Origin of the sequence: Dietzia sp. Die43, from assembly GCF_024519835.1 — a bacterium.
GTDB classification, from domain to species: domain Bacteria; phylum Actinomycetota; class Actinomycetes; order Mycobacteriales; family Mycobacteriaceae; genus Dietzia; species Dietzia kunjamensis.
Genome location: NZ_JALJRF010000008.1, coordinates 21,005 through 45,204, shown reverse-complemented (window position 1 = coordinate 45,204; position 24,200 = coordinate 21,005). Strand labels below are relative to the sequence as shown.

The 24,200-nt window shown below is 69.0% G+C and carries 17 protein-coding genes and 1 tRNA gene; 13 read left to right on the top strand and 5 right to left on the bottom strand.

Annotated features, from left to right (window positions below):
• Nucleotides 1–32: 32 nt before the first annotated feature.
• Nucleotides 33–1,262, bottom strand: a complete 1,230-nt coding sequence (locus NR111_RS08315) for an oxygenase MpaB family protein (RefSeq protein ID WP_256820533.1) — start codon at nucleotides 1,260–1,262, stop codon at nucleotides 33–35.
• Between the two features lie 45 nt (nucleotides 1,263–1,307).
• On the opposite strand from NR111_RS08315, the gene NR111_RS08310 reads away from it, so the two are divergent.
• The 4 genes from NR111_RS08310 to NR111_RS08295 all read left to right on the top strand — a co-directional run bounded on the left by NR111_RS08310 (nucleotide 1,308) and on the right by NR111_RS08295 (nucleotide 6,776).
• On the top strand, nucleotides 1,308–1,901 hold the full coding sequence (locus tag NR111_RS08310) for a TetR/AcrR family transcriptional regulator (RefSeq protein WP_256820532.1): 594 nt from the start codon (nucleotides 1,308–1,310) through the stop codon (nucleotides 1,899–1,901).
• Nucleotides 1,902–2,044: 143 nt separating this feature from the next.
• Nucleotides 2,045–2,794, top strand: a complete 750-nt coding sequence (locus NR111_RS08305; RefSeq protein ID WP_256820531.1) for a lytic transglycosylase domain-containing protein — start codon at nucleotides 2,045–2,047, stop codon at nucleotides 2,792–2,794.
• A 359-nt stretch (nucleotides 2,795–3,153) separates the two neighbouring features.
• Complete coding sequence (locus NR111_RS08300; protein WP_256820530.1) at nucleotides 3,154–4,938, top strand: ABC transporter ATP-binding protein; 1,785 nt, start codon at nucleotides 3,154–3,156, stop codon at nucleotides 4,936–4,938.
• Complete coding sequence (locus tag NR111_RS08295; RefSeq protein ID WP_256820529.1) at nucleotides 4,935–6,776, top strand: ABC transporter ATP-binding protein; 1,842 nt, start codon at nucleotides 4,935–4,937, stop codon at nucleotides 6,774–6,776. Before NR111_RS08300 ends, NR111_RS08295 begins: the two co-directional genes overlap by 4 nt.
• A 92-nt stretch (nucleotides 6,777–6,868) precedes the next feature.
• Here the strand turns inward: NR111_RS08295 and NR111_RS08290 are convergent, their stop codons facing one another.
• Complete coding sequence (locus NR111_RS08290; protein WP_256820528.1) at nucleotides 6,869–7,570, bottom strand: DUF4386 family protein; 702 nt, start codon at nucleotides 7,568–7,570, stop codon at nucleotides 6,869–6,871.
• 57 nt (nucleotides 7,571–7,627) lie between these two features.
• On the opposite strand from NR111_RS08290, the gene NR111_RS08285 reads away from it, so the two are divergent.
• From NR111_RS08285 to NR111_RS08275, 3 genes are all read left to right on the top strand, one after another.
• Nucleotides 7,628–8,881: an alpha/beta fold hydrolase gene (locus tag NR111_RS08285; RefSeq protein WP_256820527.1), complete on the top strand. Its 1,254-nt coding sequence runs from the start codon at nucleotides 7,628–7,630 to the stop codon at nucleotides 8,879–8,881.
• Between the two features lie 34 nt (nucleotides 8,882–8,915).
• Nucleotides 8,916–9,431 (top strand): hypothetical protein, encoded by a 516-nt coding sequence (locus NR111_RS08280; RefSeq protein WP_256820526.1) that lies wholly within the window; start codon nucleotides 8,916–8,918, stop codon nucleotides 9,429–9,431.
• Nucleotides 9,432–9,695: 264 nt separating this feature from the next.
• Nucleotides 9,696–11,300: an ABC transporter substrate-binding protein gene (locus NR111_RS08275; protein ID WP_256820525.1), complete on the top strand. Its 1,605-nt coding sequence runs from the start codon at nucleotides 9,696–9,698 to the stop codon at nucleotides 11,298–11,300.
• Between the two features lie 43 nt (nucleotides 11,301–11,343).
• Here the strand turns inward: NR111_RS08275 and NR111_RS08270 are convergent, their stop codons facing one another.
• Nucleotides 11,344–13,134 (bottom strand): DEAD/DEAH box helicase family protein, encoded by a 1,791-nt coding sequence (locus NR111_RS08270; protein ID WP_256820524.1) that lies wholly within the window; start codon nucleotides 13,132–13,134, stop codon nucleotides 11,344–11,346.
• A gap of 669 nt (nucleotides 13,135–13,803) precedes the next feature.
• Between NR111_RS08270 and NR111_RS08265 the strand changes: the two genes are divergently transcribed.
• The 6 genes from NR111_RS08265 (at nucleotide 13,804) to NR111_RS08240 (ending at nucleotide 18,594) form a co-directional block, all read left to right on the top strand.
• Nucleotides 13,804–14,463, top strand: a complete 660-nt coding sequence (locus tag NR111_RS08265) for a DUF2510 domain-containing protein (RefSeq protein ID WP_256820523.1) — start codon at nucleotides 13,804–13,806, stop codon at nucleotides 14,461–14,463.
• Nucleotides 14,464–14,631: 168 nt separating this feature from the next.
• Entirely contained in the window at nucleotides 14,632–15,909 is a 1,278-nt protein-coding gene (gene eno / locus NR111_RS08260) for a phosphopyruvate hydratase (protein ID WP_256820522.1), read from the top strand.
• 63 nt (nucleotides 15,910–15,972) lie between these two features.
• Nucleotides 15,973–16,878 (top strand): septum formation initiator family protein, encoded by a 906-nt coding sequence (locus NR111_RS08255; protein WP_256820521.1) that lies wholly within the window; start codon nucleotides 15,973–15,975, stop codon nucleotides 16,876–16,878.
• Entirely contained in the window at nucleotides 16,875–17,426 is a 552-nt protein-coding gene (locus NR111_RS08250; protein ID WP_256820520.1) for a DUF501 domain-containing protein, read from the top strand. Before NR111_RS08255 ends, NR111_RS08250 begins: the two co-directional genes overlap by 4 nt.
• 95 nt (nucleotides 17,427–17,521) lie before the next feature.
• Nucleotides 17,522–18,442 (top strand): Ppx/GppA phosphatase family protein, encoded by a 921-nt coding sequence (locus tag NR111_RS08245; protein ID WP_308202011.1) that lies wholly within the window; start codon nucleotides 17,522–17,524, stop codon nucleotides 18,440–18,442.
• A 78-nt stretch (nucleotides 18,443–18,520) separates the two neighbouring features.
• Nucleotides 18,521–18,594: transfer RNA gene (locus tag NR111_RS08240), tRNA-Leu, on the top strand.
• Nucleotides 18,595–18,614: 20 nt separating this feature from the next.
• Here NR111_RS08240 and NR111_RS08235 read toward each other — a convergent pair.
• Together NR111_RS08235 and NR111_RS08230 are read right to left on the bottom strand one after the other, a co-directional pair.
• Nucleotides 18,615–19,499, bottom strand: a complete 885-nt coding sequence (locus tag NR111_RS08235) for a GIY-YIG nuclease family protein (protein ID WP_256820519.1) — start codon at nucleotides 19,497–19,499, stop codon at nucleotides 18,615–18,617.
• Between the two features lie 15 nt (nucleotides 19,500–19,514).
• Nucleotides 19,515–24,197, bottom strand: coding sequence for a DEAD/DEAH box helicase (locus NR111_RS08230; RefSeq protein ID WP_256820518.1), 4,683 nt, complete (start codon nucleotides 24,195–24,197; stop codon nucleotides 19,515–19,517).
• Between the last annotated feature and the right edge of the window lie 3 nt (nucleotides 24,198–24,200).

Here is a 24,200-nt window from a genome sequence, read left to right as displayed (position 1 = left end):
GGTCGGGGCGGGCCCCTCGGGGGAGTCCGGCGTCAGGTGGTGGCGGGGCGGCCGATGTCGGGCCGGGAGTCGCCGAAGGTCTCCTTGCGCTCGCGGGCCCGGACCTTCTCGCCCCACGACTCGAGCCGGGCGCGACCCCACGGCGCGCGGTAGCGCAGGGTGTTGAGCGGGACGAGGTAGGCGTGCGCCCACGGCGGGCGGACCGGCAGGCCGAACTCCCGCATCGATTCCGGGCCGAGCAGCACGGTGAGCATGCTCAGCAGCCGCTCGTGCCCCACCCGGGCGCGCAGTCGGGGGAGCGGTCCGCTGCGGTGGCGGCGTCGTTGGGACTCCACCAGTGCCTGCGTGAGCTTCGGCCCGGCCTCGGAGATGCCGGCCTGGGACAGCAGGATGTGGTAGTTGACGCGGTGGCGTTCGCGCTCACCCTCGACCAGGTAGTGGTCGGCCACGCCCATGAGCCAGCCGACGTAGCGCCACATGTGCATCACCGCGTCCGAGTCCCTGCGGCTCACCGGCACGCCCAGGGTGCGCACGCCGAGCAGGACCACGGCGTCGAACAGGCCGAGGGTCGAGGCCAGGTCGCTCTGGTTGATGGGCAGGCCCCAGCGCTGGCTGTCCCAGCGCGGCTCCATGGCGTTGTTGACCACCGCGTGCATGGCCCGCACGTGACCGGTCAGTCGCCACGCCTCGCCGCCCGGCCGCAACCCGTCCGGGATGGACAGCGACATGGTCCAGTGGCTGGTCTCGGCCAGCCGGCGCAGCGTGGTCTCGCCGGTCAGTCCGCCGGTCGCCACCAGCAGGTCGGTGGGCCCGCCGAACCGGTAGCCGCCGATGAGGGAGAGCTGCAAGAGGATGTCGGCGGCGTTCTGGCCGAAGCGCAGATAGGCCTTCTGTCCTCGCTCGACCTTGTCCCAGTCGACCCAGTCCGGGGTGCCCTCGAGGTGCGCGATGTAGTCCCGCAGGATCTGAGGCGCGTCGTCGGGCAGGCCGGCCGAGCCGGAGTGCAGCGCCTCGTCGAGCTGGCGGCGGGTCACCGCGCCGGGCTCGCCGGACCGTCGCCGCATGGCGCGGGCGAGCTGATCGCCCAGATCGTCGCGTTCGAAGTAGTCGCGGCCGATCCGGTCCATGAGCTTCTCGTCGAGGTGGCCCACGCCGGCGATGGGCTTGAGGGCGCGTCCGAGGCGACGGCCACGCTCCTCACCCTCGCGGAAGCGCTGGGGGTACGGCATCACGGATGCTGTCTTTTCGGGCGTAACGGTCATGCCATGACTATGACGCGAGTTTTTACTCGCATACAATTCGCGTTCATGAGAAGGGTGCCCAAGCAGGCGAGATCCCGCGCGATGGTGGAGCGGATCGTGGAGGCTGCTCGCGTTGTGCTCGTGCGCGACGGCTACGAGTCGTTCACCACCAACCGCGTCGCCGACGAGGCGGAGGTCAGCCCCGGCTCGCTGTACCAGTACTTCCCGGACAAGTCCGCGCTGGTCGCGGTGGTCATGGACCGGTGGTCGGCGGAGATCTCGGACCGGGTCGCGGCATCGCTCTCGGCCACGGGCCCGGTCGACGTGAAGAGCCCGGAGACGGCCCGGTCGATCGCCGACGCCCTGCTCACCGCGCTCGAGGCCGACGCCGGACTGCTGCGCATCATGTGGGAGGAACTGCCCGCGGTACGACACCGGGCGGCGCAGCACGCCCTGGAGCAGCGGGTCCGCGAACTGTTGGCGGTCTACCTCGCGTCCGCCGGCGCCACGAGCGGGGACCCGGCGGCCCGGGCGTGGGTGATCGTCATGGCGGTGGAGAACATCGCCGTGCGGTGGGTGCTGGACAGTCCCGCCATCAGCCGGGACGCGCTGCTCGACGAGCTCACCGCGCTGGCCGGGGGCTTCGGCGCCCGCAGCTGACCGCGGCGGGCCCGCCGCTTACCTCGGCGCCCGCGGCTGACACGGTCGCCCGCGGCTGCCCGGACGCGCGCGGCGCCGGCCCGCCGGGAATCGGGGGATACCCCGACGCGCTGCCGGGCCCCGCTCGGGCAGACTTGAGCGCGATGCCCACCCTGACCCCCCGCGCCACCGCGAGTCTCGCGGGCCTGGTCGCCGTTGCCGTGTTGTCGTCGTCGTGTTCCTACGGGCCCACCCGCGAGGCGCCGACGCCCATCCCCCCGGGCATCCCGCCCGCCGCCGGGGCCCCGGTGCCGAGCGTCGACATCAACGCGCCCGGCCGCACCTCCGACCAGCTCCGCGAGTGGGCGGCGGGCCTCAACGAGCCGATGAACATCCCCGTCGCCGCGCTCGCCGCCTACGGCAACGCCGCCGAGACCATGCGGCAGACCCGTCCCGAGTGCAACCTAGCCTGGACGACGCTCGCCGGGATCGGGCACGTGGAGACGCGGCACGGCCGGTACCGCGGGGCGGCATTGAGTGACGACGGCTACGCGCTCCCGCCGATCATCGGCATCAAACTCGACGGCTCGCCCGGCTTCGCCGACATTCCCGACACCGACGGCGGCGAGCTGGATGGCGACACCGAGAACGACCGGGCCGTCGGGCCGATGCAGTTCATCCCCGAATCGTGGCGCAAGTACGGCGTCGACGCCAACGGAGACGGGCGCGCCGATCCGAACCAGATCGACGACGCCGCCGTGTCCGCCGCGCGCCTGCTGTGCACCAACGGGGGAGACCTCTCGCAGGCCGAGAACTGGCAGCGGGCCGTGCTCGCCTACAACGCGTCGCGCGAATACGTCATGGACGTGCGCGACGCGGCGGCCGCCTACTCGGTGGGGACGACCGCGCCGTAGGCGGGCGGCGCCGTTCGCGTGACGTGGTCTGCGGGCGACGGAATCACGACCTGTGCCGTGGCCGGGCCGGGCTTCGAGAGCCGGCGGGGCGGGTTGGCGCCGATTCGCCCCGCCGGTGTCGATCTGCCCTCCGGCCCGCCGTGACGCGCCTCGTATTCCGATCCACGCGCGGGCTCCCTGGGGCGCATCGATATCTGAGGGGCAGATCGTGGGCCGGGCAGATCGCGGGCCGGGAGGGCTGCCCGCGGCGGGCAATCCGACAGGTGAGGTGTGGGCGCCGCTGCGCGGGCCCCGCGAACTACGCTGCTGAGTCGGCCGAGTTTGCAGGCGAGATCACCAACGGCGGGAGTCCCACACCCATGTCAGCACCGACGTCGACGCGCCGGCAGTCCGCGGGCGCCCCGACCCCGGCAGATGCGCCGACCACCGCCAACGGGCTCCTGCTCCGCGCGGTCCGGCGCCGCCGGCACCTGGTGGTCCCCGGCCTGGTGCTCATGACCCTGTGGCAGCTGTGCGAGGCGCTGGTGCCCATCGCGATCGGCGTGATCGTCGACGTCGCGATCATCCCGCTCGACCGGTGGGCGCTGCTGTGGTCGGTCGTCGGGCTCATCGCGCTGTTCACCGTGCTCAGCCTCGGCTACCGGTTCGGCGCGCGGATGAGCAACCGGGCCCTGCAGGAGGAGGCGCACGACCTGCGGGTCGAGGTGACGCGGGTGCCGCTGACCCGGCGGCGCGCGATGGACGGTGCGAGCTCCGGTGACGTGCTCTCGGTGTGCTCGGCCGACGCCGACGTCGCCGCGCTGGTATTCCGGCAGATCGCGCTCGGCGGGTCCGCGGTGATCAGCATCGTGGGGATCTCGGTCTACCTGTTGTGGACCGACTGGCTGGTCGGGCTCATCGTGCTCATCGGCGTCCCGCTCAGCCTGGTGCTGGTCGCCCTGCCCAGCCGCGCCATCTCCCGGCACAGCACCGCCCAGCAGGCCGCGATCGGGCGGGCGAGCAGCCGCGCGACCGACATCATGGCGGGACTTCGCGTGCTCAAGGCCGGGGGCGGGGAGCGCTGGGCCGCAGAGCAGTACCGCACGGCGTCCGAGGAGGCGGCCGCGGCGGGGATCGTCACCGCCGAGCGGACGGGGCGGGTCCAGGGGATCGGCTCGCTCGGCATGGCCGTGGTCCTGGCGCTGGTCCTGCTGGCCGCCGGTTACCGGGTCCTGGCGGGGGAGATGGAGATCGGCACGCTCGTTTCCGTGGTGGGCGTGGCCGTGTTCTTCGAGGAGCCGGTCCGGATGATCACCCAGATGGTGTCGATCTCCGCCCGGTCCCACGGCGCGGCGCAGCGGCTCGTCGACCTGCTGGGGTCGGCGCCGGTCGACGACTCCGGTGACGCAGTCCCTGCGGGGGCGCGGTTGGAGGTGCGGGGTCTGGAGCTGCCCGACGGTCGCGCGGTCGACCTGGAGGTGGCCGAAGGTGAGGTCGTCACGCTCGTGGCCGACCAGCCGGCCGCCGCCGAGGCCGTCACGCTGGCGGTCGCCGGTCACGGCGACGGGGCCGACGCCGTGCTCGTCGGTGGTCACCGCCGCAGCCAGCTCGCCCCCGCGATCGCCGAGCACCTGGTGGCCGCGCCGCACCGCGTGGACCTGTTCGTCGGCACCATCCGTTCCAACATCGCGATGCGGCACGACGGCCCGGGGGACGACGACGAGCTCGGTGAGCCCGGCGCCGGTGGCGAGGCCGCCACCCCGATCTCCCGTGAGGTTCTGCGCGCCTCGGCCGTCGCGGAGATCATCGAGCACCTGCCCGACGGGCTCGACCACGCGGTGCAGGAAGGCGGGCGGAACCTCTCCGGCGGTCAGCGCCAGCGGATCGCGCTCGCCCGCGCCCTCCACGCCGACCCGGACGTCCTCGTTCTCCACGAACCGACCAGTGCGGTCGACGCCGTCACCGAGTGGGAGATCGCCCAGGCCGTCGGCCGACTGCGGACGAGTCGGCCGCGGCAGGCCACGCTGATCGTCACGTCGTCGCCGCCGTTCCTCGCGACCGCCGATCGGGTGGTCCACCTGCCCCGCAGCGGCGAGGCGCGCTCGGGCACCCACCTCGAGCTGCGCGAGGCGTCGGCCTCCTACCGGACGGCGGTCGACCGATGAGCACCACCGAGACGGGGACGACCCGCGGGATGACGACCACCGCCACCGCCACCGTCGCGGACCGCCCGGACGGCTCGGGCGCGGCGGGGTCCTCCGGCGCGTTGCCGCTGGCGACGGGCCGCGAGTCCCTGGCTGTCCTGTGGCCGCTGCTCCGGCAGCGGCGCGGATACCTGGCGCTGGTGTGCCTGGCCGGGCTGATCGGATCCGTGGCGGGACTCGTCGCGCCGTGGGTGATCGGCCGGCTCGTCGATGACCTGCCCGGCAGCGAGGACTACACCGCCGTGTGGATCGGCGCGGGCGCGATCGCCGTGGCCGGCGTCGTGGGCGCCTGCTGCACCTGGGCCGGCCAGGCGTGGCTCGCTCGGCTCACCGAACCGACCGTCGCGCGCCTGCGCGAGATGGTGATGGACCGCTCCCTGCGCCTGGGCGCGGCGCAGATGGAGACGACCGAGACCGGTGACCTCGTCTCCCGCGTCGCCGAAGACGCCCGCGAGATCAGCCAGGCCGCGACCGCCGTGATCCCGCTCGTCGTGCAGTCGGCGTTCACGGTGATCGTGTCCGGGGTGGGGCTGGCCACGGTCGACTGGCGGCTCGGGCTGGTGGGGCTGCTCGCCCTGCCCATGTACTGGACGACCCTGCGCTGGTACCTGCCCCGGTCCGGCCCCATCTATGCCGCCGAGCGCGCCGCGTTCGGCACCCGGGCGAGCCGTCTCCTCGGCGGGATCTCCGGGTCCCGGACCCTGCACGCCTACGACGCCCAGGACTCCGAGCTGGAGCGGATCACCGCCTCCTCCGCCCGCGCCCGGGACCTGTCCATCCAGGTGTTCCACTTCGTCACCCGAGCCTTCAGCCGCAACAACCGCGCCGAGGTCACCGTCCTCGGGCTGCTGCTGGTCGTGGGGTTCTTCCTCGTGGACTCCGGCGCCATCACCGCCGGTGCCGTGACGACCGCCGCGTTGCTGTTCCATCGGCTGTTCAACCCGATCGGTGCGCTGGTCGGCATGGTCGATCAGGTCCAGTCCGCCGGTGCCTCGCTGGTGCGGATGGTCGGAGTCATCACCATGCCCGTGCCCGAGCGCACCGCCGCGCTGCACTCCACCGCCGCCGGGACTGGCCCGCTCGAGCTCACCGGCATCACGCACACCTATGGAGAGGGCGCTCCCGCTCTGATCGACGTGGACCTCACGGTCGCGCCGGGCGAGGTGGTCGCGGTGGTCGGATCCACGGGCGCCGGCAAGAGCACGCTCGCGCTGGTCGCCGCCGGCTCGGTGGTCCCGACGCGGGGGAGTGCGCGACTGGGTGGGGTCCCGCTGACCGACGTCGACCCGGTGGAGCTTCGGCGGCACGTCACAATGGTCTCGCAAGAGGTCCACACATTCGCCACCACCGTGGTCGAGAACGTCCGCGCGCCCCGGCCCGAGGCCGGCCTCGCCGAGGTGCGCGCCGCGCTGGAGACCGTCGGCGCGGACTGGGTCGACGACCTGCCCGACGGTATCGACACCCTCATCGGTGAAGGCGGACATGCGCTCGACCCCATGCAGAGCCAGATGATCGCCCTGGCCCGCGTCGAGCTGGCCGACCCGGACGTGGTGATCCTCGACGAGGCCACGGCCGAGGCCGGGTCCGCCGGCGCCCGCCGCCTCGACGCGGCCGCCGCAGCGGTGCTCCGCGACCGGGCCGGTCTGGTGGTGGCGCACCGGCTGAGCCAGGCGGCGGCCGCCGACAGGATCCTGGTGATGGACCACGGCCGGGTCGTCGAATCCGGCACGCACGACGAGCTGCTCCGGGCGGACGGGCGGTACGCCGAGCTCAGCCGGGCGTGGTTCGGGGGCGCGTGACGTAGGCGTGCGTCGGTGGCGTCAGCGACAACGACAACGACGACAACGACGACGACGACGACGAGGGCGATCGTTCGAACCGGTCGGCGTCCTCAGAGCCCGCGGCACAGCGCGAGGAGCCGCCGGGCGGTGAGGACGGCGAACACCGACCAGGGCAGCAGCGAGGCAAGGGCGAAGGCGAGCCCGACCGCGCCGGCATTCGACGGCACCGCCATGAGGACCGCGGCCGCGAGACCCCACACCGCGGTGGCGCGACTGAACACGGTGCTGCGGTAGATGAGGATGCCGAAGATGAGCAGGGCGGCGAAGTTGAGGATGTAGTAGACGTCGAAGGCGGTGCCCGTCCACGTGGCGAGCATGCCCTCCCCGGTCGCCAGCAGCGCGGCCCCCTCAGCGGGGCCGGCCTCCGCGTAGGCGCGGGCCAGGTGGAGCATCTCGATCGGGCGAGGAGAGGACATGTAGGCCGCCATCCCGATCCCGCCCAGCCCCAGCGCGATCACGACCGCGGACCGGCTGACCCGCCACAACACGACCGCCAGTGCGGCGTAGAGCAGGAGGGTCAGCAGGTTGCTCACCGGGTAGAGCAGGTCCAGCATGAGCAGCCCCGCGACCGGATTGTCGGCGAGCACGCGGAAGAACCTCTCGACGGTGTCCGGGGGAGGCCAGAGGAGGTAGACGATGATCTGCACCGCGATGAGCCCCACGCTGGCCAACGCCGCCCACGCACCGGTTCGGACGAGACCACGCCAGCTCCGGACGTCCGCGCGGACTGCGGCATCGTCGATCGGCGTCATCGCGGGCATCCACTCTGTCGGACTCGTATTGTGTGAAGTGTAGGCGGAGGAGTCATCGTGACCAGTCGCACACGGGAACCGAAAGGCCGGGCCCACGCGTGGGTCACCGCGGCCGCTGTGGTCGTCGCCGTCGTCGTCTTCCTCCCCGTCCTCCTGTTGCCCCTGACCACCTCGGTCCCGATCTGGGCGTGGCTTCCTCTGCTCGTGCTCGCCGTGGCCGCGCTGGTCTGGCTCGTCGTCGGGCGCCGACGGCGATGGGTCAGGCCGGCCGCGGTGGCGGTGGTGGCCCTTACCGCGATCGGGGCGGTCGTCGCCTCGCAGACGCTGGCGGTGACGCCGCCGATCACCGGCCCGGACGGTGAGCGGGTGCCCGGCAGTATCGCGTCGATGGAGTCGGTGGAGCTGGGCGGCAGCGAGCAGTGGATCACCATCCGCGGCCACGACGAGTCCAATCCGGTCCTGCTCAACCTCGGGATGGGCGGGCCCGGGGGCGGTGGGTTCTTCAACTCGAGCGAATTCCGGCCGCTGGAGGAGCATTTCACGGTGGTGAACTGGGATGAGCCGGGGACGGGGAAGTCGTACGGCGCCGTGCCGTTCGACGAGCTCGACCGGGAGCGGTTCGTGGACGACGCCACCGCCCTCACCAACCACCTCCGCGAGCGGTTCGGGCAGGACAAGATCTACCTCTACGGGGTGTCGTGGTCGAGCATCATCGGCATCTGGCTGGTGCAGGAGCATCCCGAGCTCTTCCACGCGTTGGTCAGCAGCGGGCAGATGGTCAACACCACCGAGAACGATCGGATGGGCTACGAACTGGCGTTGGCGCACCTCGAGGAACAGGGGGAGACCGGGCGAGCGGAGAAGCTCCGCGAGAACGGGCCGCCGCCGTACCGCGGCGACGCGGTGGTGTGGCCGTACGTGGACTTTCTCGACGTGCTCAACGAGATCATGGGGGTTCCCCGCTACACGCTGGTCGTGCCGCTGCTCGGGTTCCTCGTGCCCGAGTACGGCTACGTCGACACGATCAACCACACTCGCGGCCTGATCAACTCGTTCAACGCCGTCTATCCGCAGCTGGAAGACCTCGACTTCGTCGAACAGGCTGCGGCGCTGGAGGTGCCGGTGTTCTTCTTCGTCGGCCGCCATGACGTCAACGCGATGCCGAGCCTGGTGGAGGAGTACGTCGACGTGCTCGAGGCGCCGGAGAAGGAACTGATCTGGCTCGAGGGTGCGCACGGGCTCGGCAGCGCGGAGAACAAGGACGTGTTCGTCGACGTGATGCTCGACCAGGTGCGGCCGCTGTCGCGGTGAGACCTGCAACGAATCGAGAGAAAGGAGCGCCTCGGTGAGAACCAGACGCTCATGGGCCACGTATTCACTCACCGCCGGGATCGCGTTCTGGACCGTGATGGCGTTCGGGGGCAGCGTCGGCCTGGCGTCCTCGCCCGACGGGTCGGCGATGGGATTCGACACCGCGTGGTTGCAGGACACGCCCTTCAGCGACTACCTCCTCCCGGGCGTGATCCTCGGCCTCCTCGGTGTGGGCGGGGCCGCCGCCACCGGGCTTCTGGTCCGTGGGCTGCGCGCACCGGGGCGGCGGGGGAGGCGTCAGGGCGCACCCACCGCCTGGCAGTGGTACTTCGCGCTGATCGTGGTGCTCGGGCAGTTCGGATGGATCGCGGGCGAGGTCGTCCTGATGTGGACCGTCGTGTCGACGCTGCCGTCTGACCAGAGAACGTTCTTCTACGGGTTCTGGTGGGTGTTCGGGGTGCTGAGCACGGCGAATCTGCTCCTGGTGCTCGCGCCGTCGACGCGGCGGATCCTCGAGGCCACCGGGGCCACCGAGCCGTCGTTGCGCTGAGGTGAACGAGCACGCCGGGAGACCGCTGACCGGCTGCCGCCCGTGGCCTGCCTCGGCCCGCCGGGTGCTTCAAGCGCTGCGCCCTATCACCCTGGCGGCTCTGCTTCCGGCGGTATCTCTCCCACCGGGAATGCCGGTCTGTGTGCCCCACGGGTTCGGTCATTCACGCCCGGTGTGTGCTGGGCGTCACCTAGGTTCCTGAGAAAGTGACATGTGTCACTTGGTTGGACTTCGAGTGCCAATCGCAACCCCTCAGGAGACCCGATGAGACGCATCCCCACCGCTGCCGCCGCCATGGCGATCACCGCCCTCGCACTGTCCGCATGCGGTACGAGCGAGGCCGACCCGGACGCCACGGGAGAGCAGGCCACGCTGACCATGCCCGCCGACGAGTCCCGGTGCACGGAGGACAAGGCCGGGGGCACCATCACGATGGGCACCTACGTGATGCTGCCGTCGTTCTCGCCCGGACAAGGGCAGGTGGGCGTGCGGGGTGGCGCGGAGTCGGCGGCCGTCTACGACCGGCTCATGCGCTGGAACGCCCGGACCGAGACCTTCGAGCCCAAGCTCGCCGAGTCGCTCGAGAGCTCGGAGAACCACACCGTGTGGACGCTGACCCTGCGCGACGGCGTGACGTTCTCCAACGGTGACCCGCTCACCGCACAGGACGTGGCCTTCACGATGGACCTGCACAAGGATCCGGCCACGCGCTCGACCGCCATGACCGACGTGCAGCAGATCGAACAGACCCGGGTGGTGGATCCGCTGACCATCGAGTTCACGCTCGCCGAGCCCTGGTCCACGTTCCCGGTGCTGCTCGCCGGTTCCGCGGGCGAGGTGATCCCCGAGAAGGCGTACGAGGCGGCGGGCCCGGAGAGGTGGGCGCGCGAGCCGGTGGGCGCCGGCGCGTTCACGGTGGCCGACTACGTCCCCAACCAGGAGATCGTGCTGAAGCCGAACCCGACCTACTACGGCGGCCCGGTGTGCCCGACGCTGCAGTTCATCCAGATCCCCGGTTCGCAGGCCACGTTCGAAGCGTTTCAGAACGGAGAGGTCGAGGTGGGCTTCCTTCGCGGGTCCAAGTTCGCCGACATGGCCCGCGAGGCCGACGCCCAGGGGTATGAGGCGATCACAAGCGCCGGCCGGCTGGTCTACATGAACAACGGGGCCGCGGGGTACGACGGGATCCTTACCGATCAGCGCGCCCGTCAGGCCGTGACGCACGCGATCGACAGGGAGCTGCTGCTCGGCCGGCTGGGCGACGACACCGCCCAGGCCACGTCGGCGCTGCTGGCCGACTCTTCGCGTTTCTATGCCGGGCAGGAGGGGCTCGCTCTCGATGTCGAGCGCGCGACCGAGCTGGTGGCGGAGGTGAAGCAGGACACGGGCTGGGACGGCTCGCTCACTCTGCTCGTGTCCGACGTGCCGGAGAACCGGGAGGCGGGAATCGTCCTCAAGGCGATGCTCGACGCGGTCGGCTTCGACGTGACGGTGGAGGTCGCCCCGGCCTCCACGGCGAGCGCCCGCCAGTTCACGGGCGACTACGAGATGGCGATCGGCGGCCTGGCGACCTCGGACGCCGACCCGGCGTCGACCCTGGCCAGCTCGCTGATGCCGGGCGGTGCCCTCAACGTTTCGGGCGTGGACGATCCCGCGTTCGCGGACGCCCTCTCTGCGCTCAAGGCCGCCCCGGACGTCGAGTCCCAGAAGCAGGCGTACGCCGAGCTGCAGGAGGTCCACAAAGAGGTGGCGCCGTATGCGGTCTTCGGTAACGGCGTCGAGCTGGTGACGATCGACGAGTCGGTCAAGGGCATCAGTCCGACGATCTCGTCGACGATGCTCTTCGACGGTGCGTTCATCGAGGAGTAGCCAACCGTGCCGGGGCGGGGCCGGTCGACGCGACCGGCCCGCCCTAGCCGAGCTCGTCCGCCAGTCGGACGGCGGGGATCCAGTCGATCCCGAACACCTGCGCCACCTCGGAGAAGGTGGAGGCGTCCGCATCGGTGCTGGTCGCCGATGCGATGAGACGGGACAGCATCACCGTCCCGGCCCGTTCCTCGATCGTCCCGGCCGCGGCCAGGAGCGACCAGGCGCACACCTGATGGTTCCGGTGTGCGCGGCCCATCGTCTGCTCGGCCAGGAGGCCCGAGTAGCGGGCCTGGTGGAAGAAGCCCCTGCGCGGGGTGTCGGTCGCGAACGAGCCGTCGGCGAACTGCTCGCCCGCCTGCAGGTTGATCGCGGTGGGCGTGTTGAACACCACCACTGGCGCCTCGCCTCGCTGGAACCGCATCCGCTCGGACTCGGCCTGCGGGTTCGAGCCGTAGATCCGTGCGACGGGGATCCCGTCGGCCTCGAGCAATTCGGCCACCGGGTGCGCGGCCGTGGACACCATCTCGGTGGCGATCAGCACCTGGTAGCCGCGCTCGAGCTCGGCCTTGGCCGCCGCGACCGTGTGCTCGACCCGGATCATCGATGCCTTCTGGCGCAGCCTCACCAGTGCGGCCAGCCCGCGGGCGACGTTGTTGCCCGTCCTGGCCAGCTGCATCTCGCGTTGGAAGTCGCCCCATTCCAGCTCGTAGGCCCGCCACTGGTCCGGGGTCAGCTCCACCAGGTCCACGTCGAATGGAGGCGGCCCCCACGGTGCAGACCGGGTGAGCATCAGCGGCGGCTCGTGCCGCAGCAGGAAGTCTCGCACGTCGCTGATGGCGGCCTGCTGCGTCTGCAGCGACTCCTTGGCCTCCGCGGTCCACGTCCACTTGCCGTACGAGATCTCCAGCGGCACGCCTCGCTCGGCCAGGGCCCGGCCGAAGTCCGACCACGCGGCCGGGGGATCGTCGTGGACCTGCGCGTACAGCGATGACAGGTAGCCCCATTCGCCCGGGTGATGCCCCGGGGTGGCAGTGATCGACAGCACGAACGGGGCCTTCTCGTGCGGGCCGTCCATGCGGGTCAGTCGCCGCATGTAGCTGGTGCGCTTGCTGGCGTGCCGGAACTGGTGGGCCTCGTCGATCACCGCGACGTCGACCTTGAGCCGCGGGCGCCCGTTGCGCGCCATGAGCTTGCCCAGGCTGTCCGAGGACATGACGATCCAGCGCAGGTCGTCGTCGCCCAGTGCCGCGATGGTGCGCCGCCATGACGGGATGGTGATGCGGGCCGGCCGGTCCACAGTGACCAGGACCGTGTGTGCGCCGCGCGCCTTCGCGATGGCCTTCGCCGCGGCGACCGCCACCAGGGTCTTGCCGGTGCCCACGTCGTTTGCCAGGTGGACCTGCCGGAACTGCTGCTCGGCGGCGGCGACGATCGCGTCCACGTCCGCGCGTTGCTCCGGGCGCAGCGTCATCGGTGCGGCGGTCGCGCCCGGGCCCTCGCTGCCGTTGAGTTCGTCCTCGAGCCACCGCAGGTACGAGTACGGCTTGCTGGCGTAGGGCTCCAGTGCGCTCGGCAGGGTGCTGCCGACATAGGCGTGCGCGGTGAGCGACTTGTAGTAGGTCACCCCGGCCGGCGTCCCGCCGTCGAGCCCTCCCCACGGGAGCTCCAGCAGCCACACCCGCTGGCCGGGAGGGATCGACGGAACCGCCGGCGCCGCACTAGCGCGCTTCTTGGTCGGCTTCGCCCGGGTGGAGTTCGCCTTCTTTGCTGCCGTCGACCGCGAGGAACCCGTTTTGCGCCTGGTCGTGGCCTTGCGCGAGGACCGGGCCGCCATCAGATGCCGTCCCGGTTGCGGGCGGTGATGAGGGCGGGTGAGTCCACTGAGTCCTCCTGGGTGGTCCTGGCGGGGTCGGGCTCACTCTAGGGGCCGGGTACGTCACCGACGGCGTCCGCTGGTCCGCACCCCGCCGGGCCGCCGGGGTGAGCCTCGGAGGCCGGAGTGAGTCCGCGTGGCGTGGACGGCGCTTGGGTCCGATGACGAGGACGACGCGGGCCCGCCGCGGCCAGAATTCCGGCTGCAGGCTGGTTCCTATTCACGCAGGCCGTGCCGGACCCGCAGGATTGGCATAGTTTCTCGACAGGGGTGATGAGTATGCAGAGCCGGGATGGTGAGGACGCAGTCAGGCTCGCGACACTTCGTGCAGCAGTCGAGCGGGGCTGGGCTGACGTGTCGGCGGGCCGCGACGTGGATGTGGGCGACTCGGACCTTGACGACGCTATCGCGGACATCGGCGCACGAGCTGTGGCCGACGGTCGCTCGCCGGGGTGATGGCGACGTTCCGCCTCTCTGATAGCGCGCGTTCGAGGATCGCCGAATGGGTAGCCGAAAAATGACCGTGAACATACTTTGATAGTTTCTCGGCATCCAGCTGAAGAGAGGCCGCTCGTAGTGGACATGTTGAGCGAAGAGTGGAATAGGCCCGGGAGATACATCCAGGGACCGTTGTACAAGGCATCAACCCTGAATCTGATCGGGCTGCTTCTGGGTACCCTCTTCACGGTGATCTCGGTGTTCTACTCGTTCTCGCAAGTGGAGGCGGAGAGCGACAGTGGGAACACCCTCTACTGCGGGTCACTCGCACAACCGGCGCCCCGGCAAAGTGCGGACACGTCGTTCTATGCGGAGTTGTTGGGGTACCAGAGCAGGACGGCGAGCAGTGCACCCGAGAACGAACTCGAGTGCATCTTCGCGAGAAGCGGGAATTCGGGTCCAGCATGGGTCAACGGCCTGATCGCGGCGGGTCTCCTCGGCACTGCCGCCCTGTTCATCCTTGGACGGGATCCGGAAAAGAACGTCTGGGGGCAGCTCACTCGCGGACAATCCGCCCGACCGTACGACACCGGGCAGCCGCCGGTGGCCAGCCAGCAGCCTGCCGGGTGGTACCCGGATCAGGCCGACCCTGCGCTCGTCCGATGGTTTGACGGCAAGCAGTGGACCCCCGCGACCCTGCCGAAGCCGGACGAGTCGCCCGAGTCGGCATCGGAGACCGGGCGCGACATCCCACCGAAGCGAGACGGCTCGTGGACGGCACCCGGCGCCGGGGGCGGCGTCTCGAAGCAGGCAAGACCGCGCCCGGGGCCCTGGGTGCCGCCCCGCGCCTAGCGCACACCGGGTGCCGAAAACGGGCCTGGGCATCCGAACGGGCCGGCTGCCCCCGGCCCAGCCTCGTCCCGCCCTCTGGACCGACGTGGAACAATGGCCAGCGGACTGCGCCCGCCTAGCGGCGCCGGCCACGCACACGAACCCACGAACTTCCCCCAAGGAGCACAGATGGCGCTTATCGAGCAGGTCGGAGCCCGGGAGATCCTCGATTCGCGAGGCAACCCCACCGTCGAGGTGGAGGTGCTTCTGGACGACGGCTCGTTCGGCCGCGCCGCCGTGCCGTCCGGTGCGTCCACCGGCGCCCACGAGGCCGTGGAGCTGCGCGATGAGGACGATCGCTACCTGGGCAAGGGCGTCACCAAGGCCGTCGAGGCCGTGTTGGACGTGCTCGCCCCCGCCGTCATCGGCATCCCCGCCGAGGACCAGCGCGTCGTGGACGAGGCCCTCCTCGACGCCGACGGCACTCCCAACAAGTCGACCGTCGGTGCCAACGCCGTGCTTGGCGTCTCGCTGGCCGTGGCCCGCGCCGCCGCCGAGTCCTCGGGCCTCGAGCTGTACCGCTTCATCGGTGGTGCCAACGCCCACGTGCTGCCCGTGCCGATGATGAACATCCTCAACGGTGGCGCCCACGCCGACTCGGGCGTCGACGTCCAGGAGTTCATGATCGCCCCCATCGGCGCGCCCACGTTCCGTGAGGCCCTGCGCATGGGCACCGAGGTGTACCACCACCTCAAGACCGTCATCAAGGACCGCGGCCTGTCGACCGGCCTGGGCGACGAGGGCGGGTTCGCCCCCTCCGTCGAGTCCACCACCGCCGCGCTCGACCTCATAGCCGAGGCCATCGAGAAGGCCGGCTACTCGCTCGGCACCGACGTCGCCCTCGCGCTCGACGTCGCGGCCACCGAGTTCTACAAGGACGGTAAGTACCACTTCGAGGGCAAGCAGCTCTCCGCCGCCGAGATGGCCGACGTCTACGCCGAGCTCGTCAACAAGTACGCGCTCGTCTCCATCGAGGACCCGCTCGACGAGGACGACTGGGACGGCTGGAAGACCCTCACCGACATGATCGGCGACAAGGTCCAGCTGGTCGGCGACGACCTCTTCGTCACCAACCCGCAGCGCCTGGCCGAGGGCATCGAGAAGGGGCTGGCCAACGCCCTGCTGGTCAAGGTCAACCAGATCGGCACCCTCACCGAGACGCTGGACGCCGTGGACCTGGCCCACCGCAACCGCTACGCCTCGATGATGTCGCACCGCTCGGGCGAGACCGAGGACACGACCATCGCCGACCTCGCCGTGGCCTGCAACTGTGGCCAGATCAAGACCGGCGCCCCGGCCCGCTCGGAGCGCGTGGCCAAGTACAACCAGCTGCTGCGCATCGAGGAGATGCTCGGCGACGCCGCCCGGTACGCGGGCGCCGAGGCGTTCCCGCGCTTCTCCGCCTGACGGCACCAGCACCGCCCGTCGGCAGTTCACCGCTGACGGGCACGTAGTCGGAAAGGAAGGCGCATGGCTCGCCCGCCCCGCCCCTCGGACCGCCGGGGAGACGCACGCGATCGCGCGTCGTCCCGGCGGCCCGGGGAGGCGTCGGGCGCCATCCGTCGCCGTGCGAACGGGACGGGCCGTGGGTCCGCCGCGGACCGGGGGAGCAGCACCGGCCGCGGCCCGGGTGCTACCGGCCGCGACGGGGTCGACGGGCAGAGCGGGGCCGACCAGCCCGCCGACCCCACCCGCCGCGAGCCGACCCGCCGGCGGACGCCGAGCCGCGAACGGGACCGGCCCGTCCCGGCCTCTGCCCGCTCCGGCCGGGTCGGCACCACCGCGCATCCGGAGGCCCACCGCCTCACCACGCGCACGGACCTGTCCGACACCCTGCTGGGCCCGCGGAACTACACCCCGCGGCGGATCGGACTCCTCGCCGTCGTCGCCATCATCCTGCTCGTCACCGTGTCGTTCCCGTTGCGCAATCACTACCAGTTCCTGCGCGACGAGAAGACCGTGGCGCAGGAGCGGGCCGCGCTGGAGGCGACGATCGCCGAGCTCGAGGCCGAGGAGCAGATGCTCTCGGACCCGGCGTACATCGAGCAGCAGGCCCGCATCCGCTTTGGCGCCGTGAAGCCGGGGGAGACCCCGTACCGCGTGTCGATGGTCGACCCGATCGAGCAGGCCGTGGCCGAGCAGAAGGCCGCCGAGCTGGCGGCGCAGCCGTGGCAGACGCGCGTGTGGAACTCCATCGCCGAGCCTGCCGACCCGATCATGCCGGAGGACTCGGCGGTGCTCGAGGGCACGTCCATTCCCGGCGGTCCCGACACCCCGCCGGTGCTGGTCGTCCCCGGCGTGCCCGGTGCCGATGACCCCGCCGCCCCCATCCCGGGCGGCGTCCAAGATCAATCACAGGAGGACCCCCCAGCGTGAGCGCCGAGCAGAGCGTGTCCAGCGAAGACCTCGACGCGATCCAGGCCCAGCTGGGTCGGCCGCCGCGGGGCGTGCTGGAGGTGTCCTACCGCAGCCCCGACGGCAAGCCCGGGGTGGTCAAGACCGCGCCGCGGCTAGAGGACGGCACCCCGTTCCCCACGCTGTACTACCTCACCGATCCGCGGCTCACCGCCGAGGCGAGCCGTCAGGAGTCGGCGGGGATCATGAGGGGTATGACGACGAGGTTGTCCACAGACCCCGAGATGTCGGCCAACTATCGGCAGGCGCACGAGCGGTATCTGGCGCAGCGCAACGAGATCGAGGACCTGGGCACCGACTTCTCCGGTGGCGGGATGCCCGAGCGGGTCAAGTGCCTGCACGTACTCATGGCGTACGCGCTGGCCGAGGGGCCGGGCGTGGTGTGGCTGGGCGACGAGTCCGTGGCGCTGGCCTGCGAGGCCGGGCTGCGCGGCACGGCGCTCCCGCAGGAGTGGCCGACGCCCGAGGAGCTGGGGATCCCGGACTACCTGGCGATGGACCAGCAGTGAGTTCGGCTGCCGGAGACGAACGCAGCGGTTCCGTCCGCGTCGGCCGTGTTCGAGTGGGAGCCGTCGACTGCGGTACCAACTCCATCCGCCTGCTCGTGGCCGAGGGCGTCCCCGGTGAGCCCGGGCTGACCGACGTGGTGCGCGAGATGCGGATCATCCGCCTGGGCGAGGGCGTGGACGCCACGGGTCGGCTGTCCGAGGGCGCGATCTCCCGCTGCCGCACCGCGCTGACCGACTACACGGAAACCATGAATGAGCTCGGCGTCCAGTCGGTGCGGATGGTGGCCACCTCCGCCACCCGCGATGCGGCCAACAAGGACGAGCTCTTCGGCATGACCGCCGAGGTACTGGGCAAGCAATTCCCGGGCACGCAGGCCGAGGTGATCTCCGGGCAGACCGAGGCGGAGCTGACCTTTGCCGGCGGCGTCTCCGATCTGTCGCCGGCCGACGGCCCGTTTGTGGTGACCGACCTCGGCGGTGGGTCCACCGAGATTGTGGTGGGGGAGTACGACGACGGCGACGTGCGCATTCTCGGCGCCCAGAGCCTGGACATCGGATGTGTGCGCATCACGGAGCGGACACTGCATTCGGACCCGCCGAGCAGCGGGGAGGTCTCGGAGGCCCGCCGCGTGATCGGGGAGGCTCTGGAGTCGGCATCCGGGCTTCCGCTGGGCCGGGCGAAGCGCTTTGTGGGCGTGGCCGGCACCTTCACCACCCTGTCTGCGGTGGCGCAGGGCATGGCCACATACGACCCGGTGGCGCTGCATAATTCGGTGATCTCGCTGGAGCAGATGCGCGAGGTGTGCGCTCGGTTGGTGGCTTTGCCGATCGCCGAGCGGCGTGGTGTGGGGCCCATGCATCCGGGGCGTGCGGACGTGATCGGAGGAGGCGCGCTTGTTGCCTCCGCGCTGTGTGATCTGATGTCTGAGAGGGCTGGTATTACTGACATCACGGTGAGCGAGAAGGATATTCTCGACGGCATCGCGATGTCGGTGCTGGCCCGCCTGGCTGGCTGACGCTGGCCTCGGGCGCCCTGCGCGCCCACCCGGTCCCGCGGCGGCGGGGTCACCCGGCTCACACCTGGTGTGGGCCTCGCCCCCATAGCCCAATTGGCAGAGGCAGACGGCTTAAAACCGTCAAAGTGTCGGTTCGAGTCCGACTGGGGGTACCGCGTGTATGAGACTTCCTTCAGTACGGCCAGTAGCGGAATGCGCTTTGCTCCCCCCTCTTCTTGGGAGGGATAGTGTGTCCGTGGGGTCCGATTACCTCCTTCCAGAGCGAATTCTCCGGATCGGTGATCGGTACGACTGAGCATCCTCGTCTAGCACCGCGGTCGGTAGAAGCGCGATGAGAGCCTCGGACTATTTCGAAGAGACCGCGGGTGACCCCGCGGTACACAGCAACGATATGGGTGATCCCGGAATTCTCAATTCGGCTGGTATCCCACGTCCACCAACAGCACACCGAGTCGCCGAGCTCATCAATGGCGTCCTCGAGTAGCTTCTTGTCCATCCATTCGTTCTTAAATCCGTGTCCTGATCGGATTTTACCGTCCGGCATGACTTCTTCTTGATCCGTCCAAGGGCCGAGCATGATGAGCAAAAGTGGTCGATCGATGGTAAGCGCTGGGGCACGAAGTTCGTCGACGATGTCGCTTAGCCTGGTTATCCCCTGGTCAGTTTCTCCTCCTCGTACCAGGTTGGTCAGCGTGGAACCTGACTTGAGTGGGCGAATCCTCTCCGAAGAGGGGGCAATCGGGAAAGTTTGAATAAAGTCTATTAGCGTCGATTCAACGGCCGAGTACTCCCTCTTGTTCATCCCGTATCTGAGAATCCATACATCAACCTCGTGGCCTGATCTCTTAATGTCATTGATTTGCTTAATCTTGCTACTGGCATTGGCGAGGTCCTCTGCCTCAACCCATGCTCGTGCGTCCAGCCCATGCTGTTCTACTCGTCCACTTGTGCCCTTTCCGATGTAAAACGGAATCCCGTCGCGGGGATCTACCAATGCGTAAACGTAGTTTTTGAGTCGATGTGCGACATCGGCATTAATTTTGGAATCAGAATTCACTTGTTCGGTCCTCGGTTACCTGATCTGAGTGGCGGTGTCGGAATGGTTTACAGCGGTGTATGAACGCATCTGGTCTAGTAGGCGTAACGCGTCTTCCCGCTTGAGCACCTCGTGGTGTCGGTCGTTGAACGCGTTTCGGAGGCAACCGAAGCAGCTGGTCTCGATGCCACAGTCGCAGTTGTCCACCCTGCGGTGTCCTTCATCGAGCACCGTCGTGATGTTCTCGGTGATCTTCCGGGCTGCGCCTGCGCCGGCTGGGACGGTGTCATAGAGGACGATCGACCGTGTCCGTTTGGACCACGAAAGCGTGGCGTCGATGTCATCCCGGGAGATCTCCAGCCCCTCTGATGCTCCCTCAAGCAGGGCGTACATCAGGGAGAGCATGGCGTTCGGGCTCGCATCGACTAGCCCGCGAGGGACGATCTCTGCGGTGTCGGTCTGATAGCGGTGGCCCAGCGCGACCAGGTCGAAGCTGCCACGACAGTCCGCACCGGTGAGCGGGTTGGTGTGGGCGGCAGCGCGGTCTCCCGAGTGAGGCTTTGCCCACCCGCAGTTGCTACAGATTCGGTATCCGGCGCCCATTCCCTCGGAGAGAACCACCATATGGGCACGGACTCCCGAGGTGGCGGTCGTGGTTGTGGTGCCACCGATGAGCTCCACCTGGGAAATGGAATCGCCTGGGTATTCCACGTAGGAAGAGCCGACCGTACCGCGAGAGGGCGGCGCCGATCCGACGGCTTCTGGCTGGGGATCGGCTACAAAACCCCATTCGGGGATAATGAATCGTTTGGTGGCTTTAGGGCTGAATCCGGCCTCGCAGACAGTGCAGATCAGTTCGGCGTTTTCAAGAGAGAGCGCAGTTTGGAACGCCCCACAGCCGGTGCAGACGCGGTACTCGTGTCGAACGAAGGCCTTTCCAGGCTTCTTGGCCACTGCCCGCGACGTCCATAGCTTTCCGGCGGCTACGACCTGATTCCCGGGTGCGTAGTCGAGGATGGCCAGAGCCAGATCGCGGTCGAGTTCGAGCTTCTGTCCAGCCGGGTCTGGTGAATGGTTGGTGCGCAAGCCAACTGTGTCGACCGGGAATCCGTACTTGGGGAGGATGTTCTTCTGGGCCAACACTGCCAGGGTCTGGCGGCCCTCGACTGTCCGCAGGGTCCGCTCCAGGAGGCTGGCGAACTTGTAGTTCTTCTCGGCCGCAGCGTTGTCCTGCAGCTCGGTGAGTTGTGTCCTTTCCAACCGGAGTTCTTCCGCCACGGATTCGAATCGATCAATCAGGTGGCGAACCCAGCCGTGTTCGGCCACATCGAGCTCATCGTGGAGCTCCTCGGGCACGACCCGAGCCACCGCATCAGCGATGTGTGGCGGGACTGGCGTGAGGAATGGCTCGATCTTCCGCCATGCTTCATCCGCTGGGTCGTCCGCAGACAGGAGGTCGGCCACGTGGGGGAACTCGCGGCCGAAGCTCTCGAACTGGCTCCGTAGGAAATCGGCCAGAACGATCGAGTGGATGTGCCGTCTGGCGATCCGCTCGTTGTCAATCGGCACCCAGGGAACGCGCATGACGCCGCTGATCATGTCGGTGGGGTCCTGGAAGCGAGCGAGATCCCGCGGACGCCGCTGGGCAAAGGTGGTGACGAACGCTGCAGAGTCCGAACGTCGGCCTGCCCGCCCGGCACGCTGAACGTAGTTCGCGGTTCGCGGAGGCATATTGCGCATCACCACTGCCTGCAGGTCGCCCACGTCCACACCGAGCTCGAAGGTGGTGGAGCAGGACAGCACGTTGATGTTGCCGCGGATGAAGCGGTTCTGGATCTCGAGCGCCTCCTCTGCAGTCCATTGCGCGGTGTGTTCGCTGGCGGACATGGGCGCGAGCGCCATGGATCGGTAGAGATGCCGGTAGTGGTTCTCTTCCTCGACTAGTGACGGGATCGGGGCCAGTTCGAGCACTCCGTCGCAGTTCAGTGTCGGACACACGTCGAGCGCGTTGTGAGCGGTACGGGAACGGCAGACCGAGCACCGCCACCACTGTGCCGTGTTACCAGGCCGAAGCTCGATCATCCGGTGGTCGAGCTGGCTTGTCCCCACGGTAGGCGTGTTGTCTTTAAACCAGCCGAGTCCATTTCCGCGGCTTCCGGCCGGACCGAGAACCGTCCACAGCCTGTCTAGAAACTCGCGGGCCTGGTCACGCTTGCCGACCTTCTCCAGCACACGTTCGAGGTAGTTGAGCCGCTTGTTTGTGCCGCGGGTGGGAGCCCAGGACAGTTGCTTGCGCCGACGGTCGGAACCATCGGAGCGCATGGAAATCACTACATTGCGCGGGGCGAAGAGTTCGTCGGTGGCGTCGACGCCGTCGGGCATGGTTACCGCACCCTGGCGTCGGACCATCGTTGCCAGCTGCTGCAGGACGGCTCGCGCGCCATCGGTATCGAGTGCCTTGACGAGGGGCGCAGGAAGTAGGGCGTCCTCCGGCAGACGCATGCTCACGTGGAGCAAGCCCAGGCCTTCCAGGGATTGGCGGGTGTCTGTGCCGATGAGATCGGACATGAGCCACGTGGCTACGGCCCGGTCGGTGTGGCGCTTGGAGTCTGTCGCTTCGAAGAGGTGGGCCTTGCGACCCACTGGTACGGCGTCGGCCACCAGGTCATCGATGGTGGCTGCCTCGTTTTGGTAGTACGGCGAGTCGATGGTTTGGGTGAGTAGGCGACGCTGGACCAGACGGGAGTAGGTTCCGTTGAGGTACGGCGCAGCGTACGCGGCGGCCTGCCGCGAGTCGCTGAACATGAGAAGCTTGCGCCCCTGTCCCACCAGATCGCGCGACTCATCCTTGGCGATGGGGAGCTGCTGGTAGAGGGACGTGGTGACGACCGCGGCGGGAGCATCGCTACCCAGGTCGAGTCGGCGGATGAGATGGTTCTTTCGCGCTCCACAGTGGATGCACGTCGATAGGCCCGCCTTGCTGGTGTGGAGCGCGAAGATCGGCCGGATGGTGCCCTTGCCGCACCCGGAATGACAGGTGGTGACGGGGCTCTCCGAGAGGTCGCCGCAGCCGGTGCACAGCCAGGTGGGGGTGGTGACGACGACGTCGTCGTCCGAGGCCAGAACCGTGTCGTCCTCGTCCACTACGACATCGGCGGTATCCAGCAGGGCATACCACTTCGCCTTGTCGGAGCGTCCGGTGACGGGAATCAAACGATCGTCCTCGACTTGGCCGGCGAGATGCACTGTTCCGCACGATGTGCAGGTGGCGAACTCGAACATTGCCGCATCGCAGGTGGGGCATTCCTCGTGGCGGGCCAGGGCCACGTGTGGTCCGGTTTCGGACAGGCAGGCGAAGGCGCCTTCGGTGGCGCGGACGAAGAAGTGATAGCGCGCGGACAGCACCGGGTGGCCATCGTCGGCTAGTACGCGGCCGCCCAGACGAACAAGGGTTTCGAGCAGACGGTCGGCGTCATCCCGGCCCGGCCAGATCCGCTCGGCCAGGACCCGAATGTCCACGGGGCCATCGGCGAGCGCGGCACGGAGGGCGACGATGTGGTGCTCGTGGTCAAGGGCCTCGCCAGCGGACTCCAGTCCAGAAAGCTGCACCAGGCGGGCAAGATCGGGGCCTGTATCTGCCTCCCGCATGCCCCAATCATCAGTGGGGCCGGCAACAATTTCGAGAAGCTGCTCCGGGGTGAGCTGCCAGGTGGCTGCGTCCGGGGAGGTGATCTTCACTGCGTGGACCACGTCCTGCCGGGCGGGATCTGAAGAGTATTCGAAGTCGGCGTTGAACAGCTCCGAGGCGAAGGTGGTCACCTCGGAGGGCTCACCATCTAGAGATGCAGAGGTGGCGATGTACTGAAGGCGCTCGTAGGGGGCTACCCGGTCCTTGAGGCGGCGCAGCAGCATCCCGACCTCGGCCGCTTGGGCTCCGTCGTACACGTGGGCCTCATCGAGCGCCACGAATTGCCAGGTCTGGGAACCGCGGGACGCAAAGAGCTCGATGTCCCGGGGACGCAGGAGGAGGTATTCGAGCATGGCGTAGTTGGTGAGCAGGATATGGGGCGGGTCCGCCTGCATCTCCTCGCGGCTGAGTTTTTCGTTGGGCAGCAGCGGCTCACCGGGATGGAGGGCTTTGAAGTGGCGCTGGGCGTCTTTGGCGGTGTGCTTGGTCTCGCCGGTATAGCGCCCGAAGGTGATCTCGGGGACGTCGGCCAGGAGTGTTCGGAGCCGCTTGAGTTGGTCGTTGGCAAGGGCGTTCATCGGGTAGAGCAACAGTGCTCGGACACCGGGGCCCAAGGTGCCCGCCGCGTGTTCAGCCATGAGGTGGTTGAAGATCGGTAGCAGGAAGCTCTCCGTCTTGCCCGAGCCGGTGCCGGTTGTCACCACCACGTTGCGGCCGGCCACCACCTTGCGGATTGCGTTCTCCTGGTGCGCGTACAGCGGCCTCTCCAAGGGGAGAGCCGGGCTGGAGAGTCGAGTGAAGGAGGGTTCCAGCACTCCCTCGTCAATGAGGTCGTTCAGTGACCGGCCCGGGGCGTAGGGCGGCGTCGTCTCGAGGAGCGGCCCCTTGGTGAGGTCGCGGGATCTGCCCACCTCACCCACGAACTCGTCGCGAAGACTCGCCTCCTTGGGGTGGAGGATCGTGGTGAGGTACCGCTTGTAGGTCGTCTCGATGTTTCGGGCGGTGATCAGCGGATCGAGGATGTCAGTCACAGT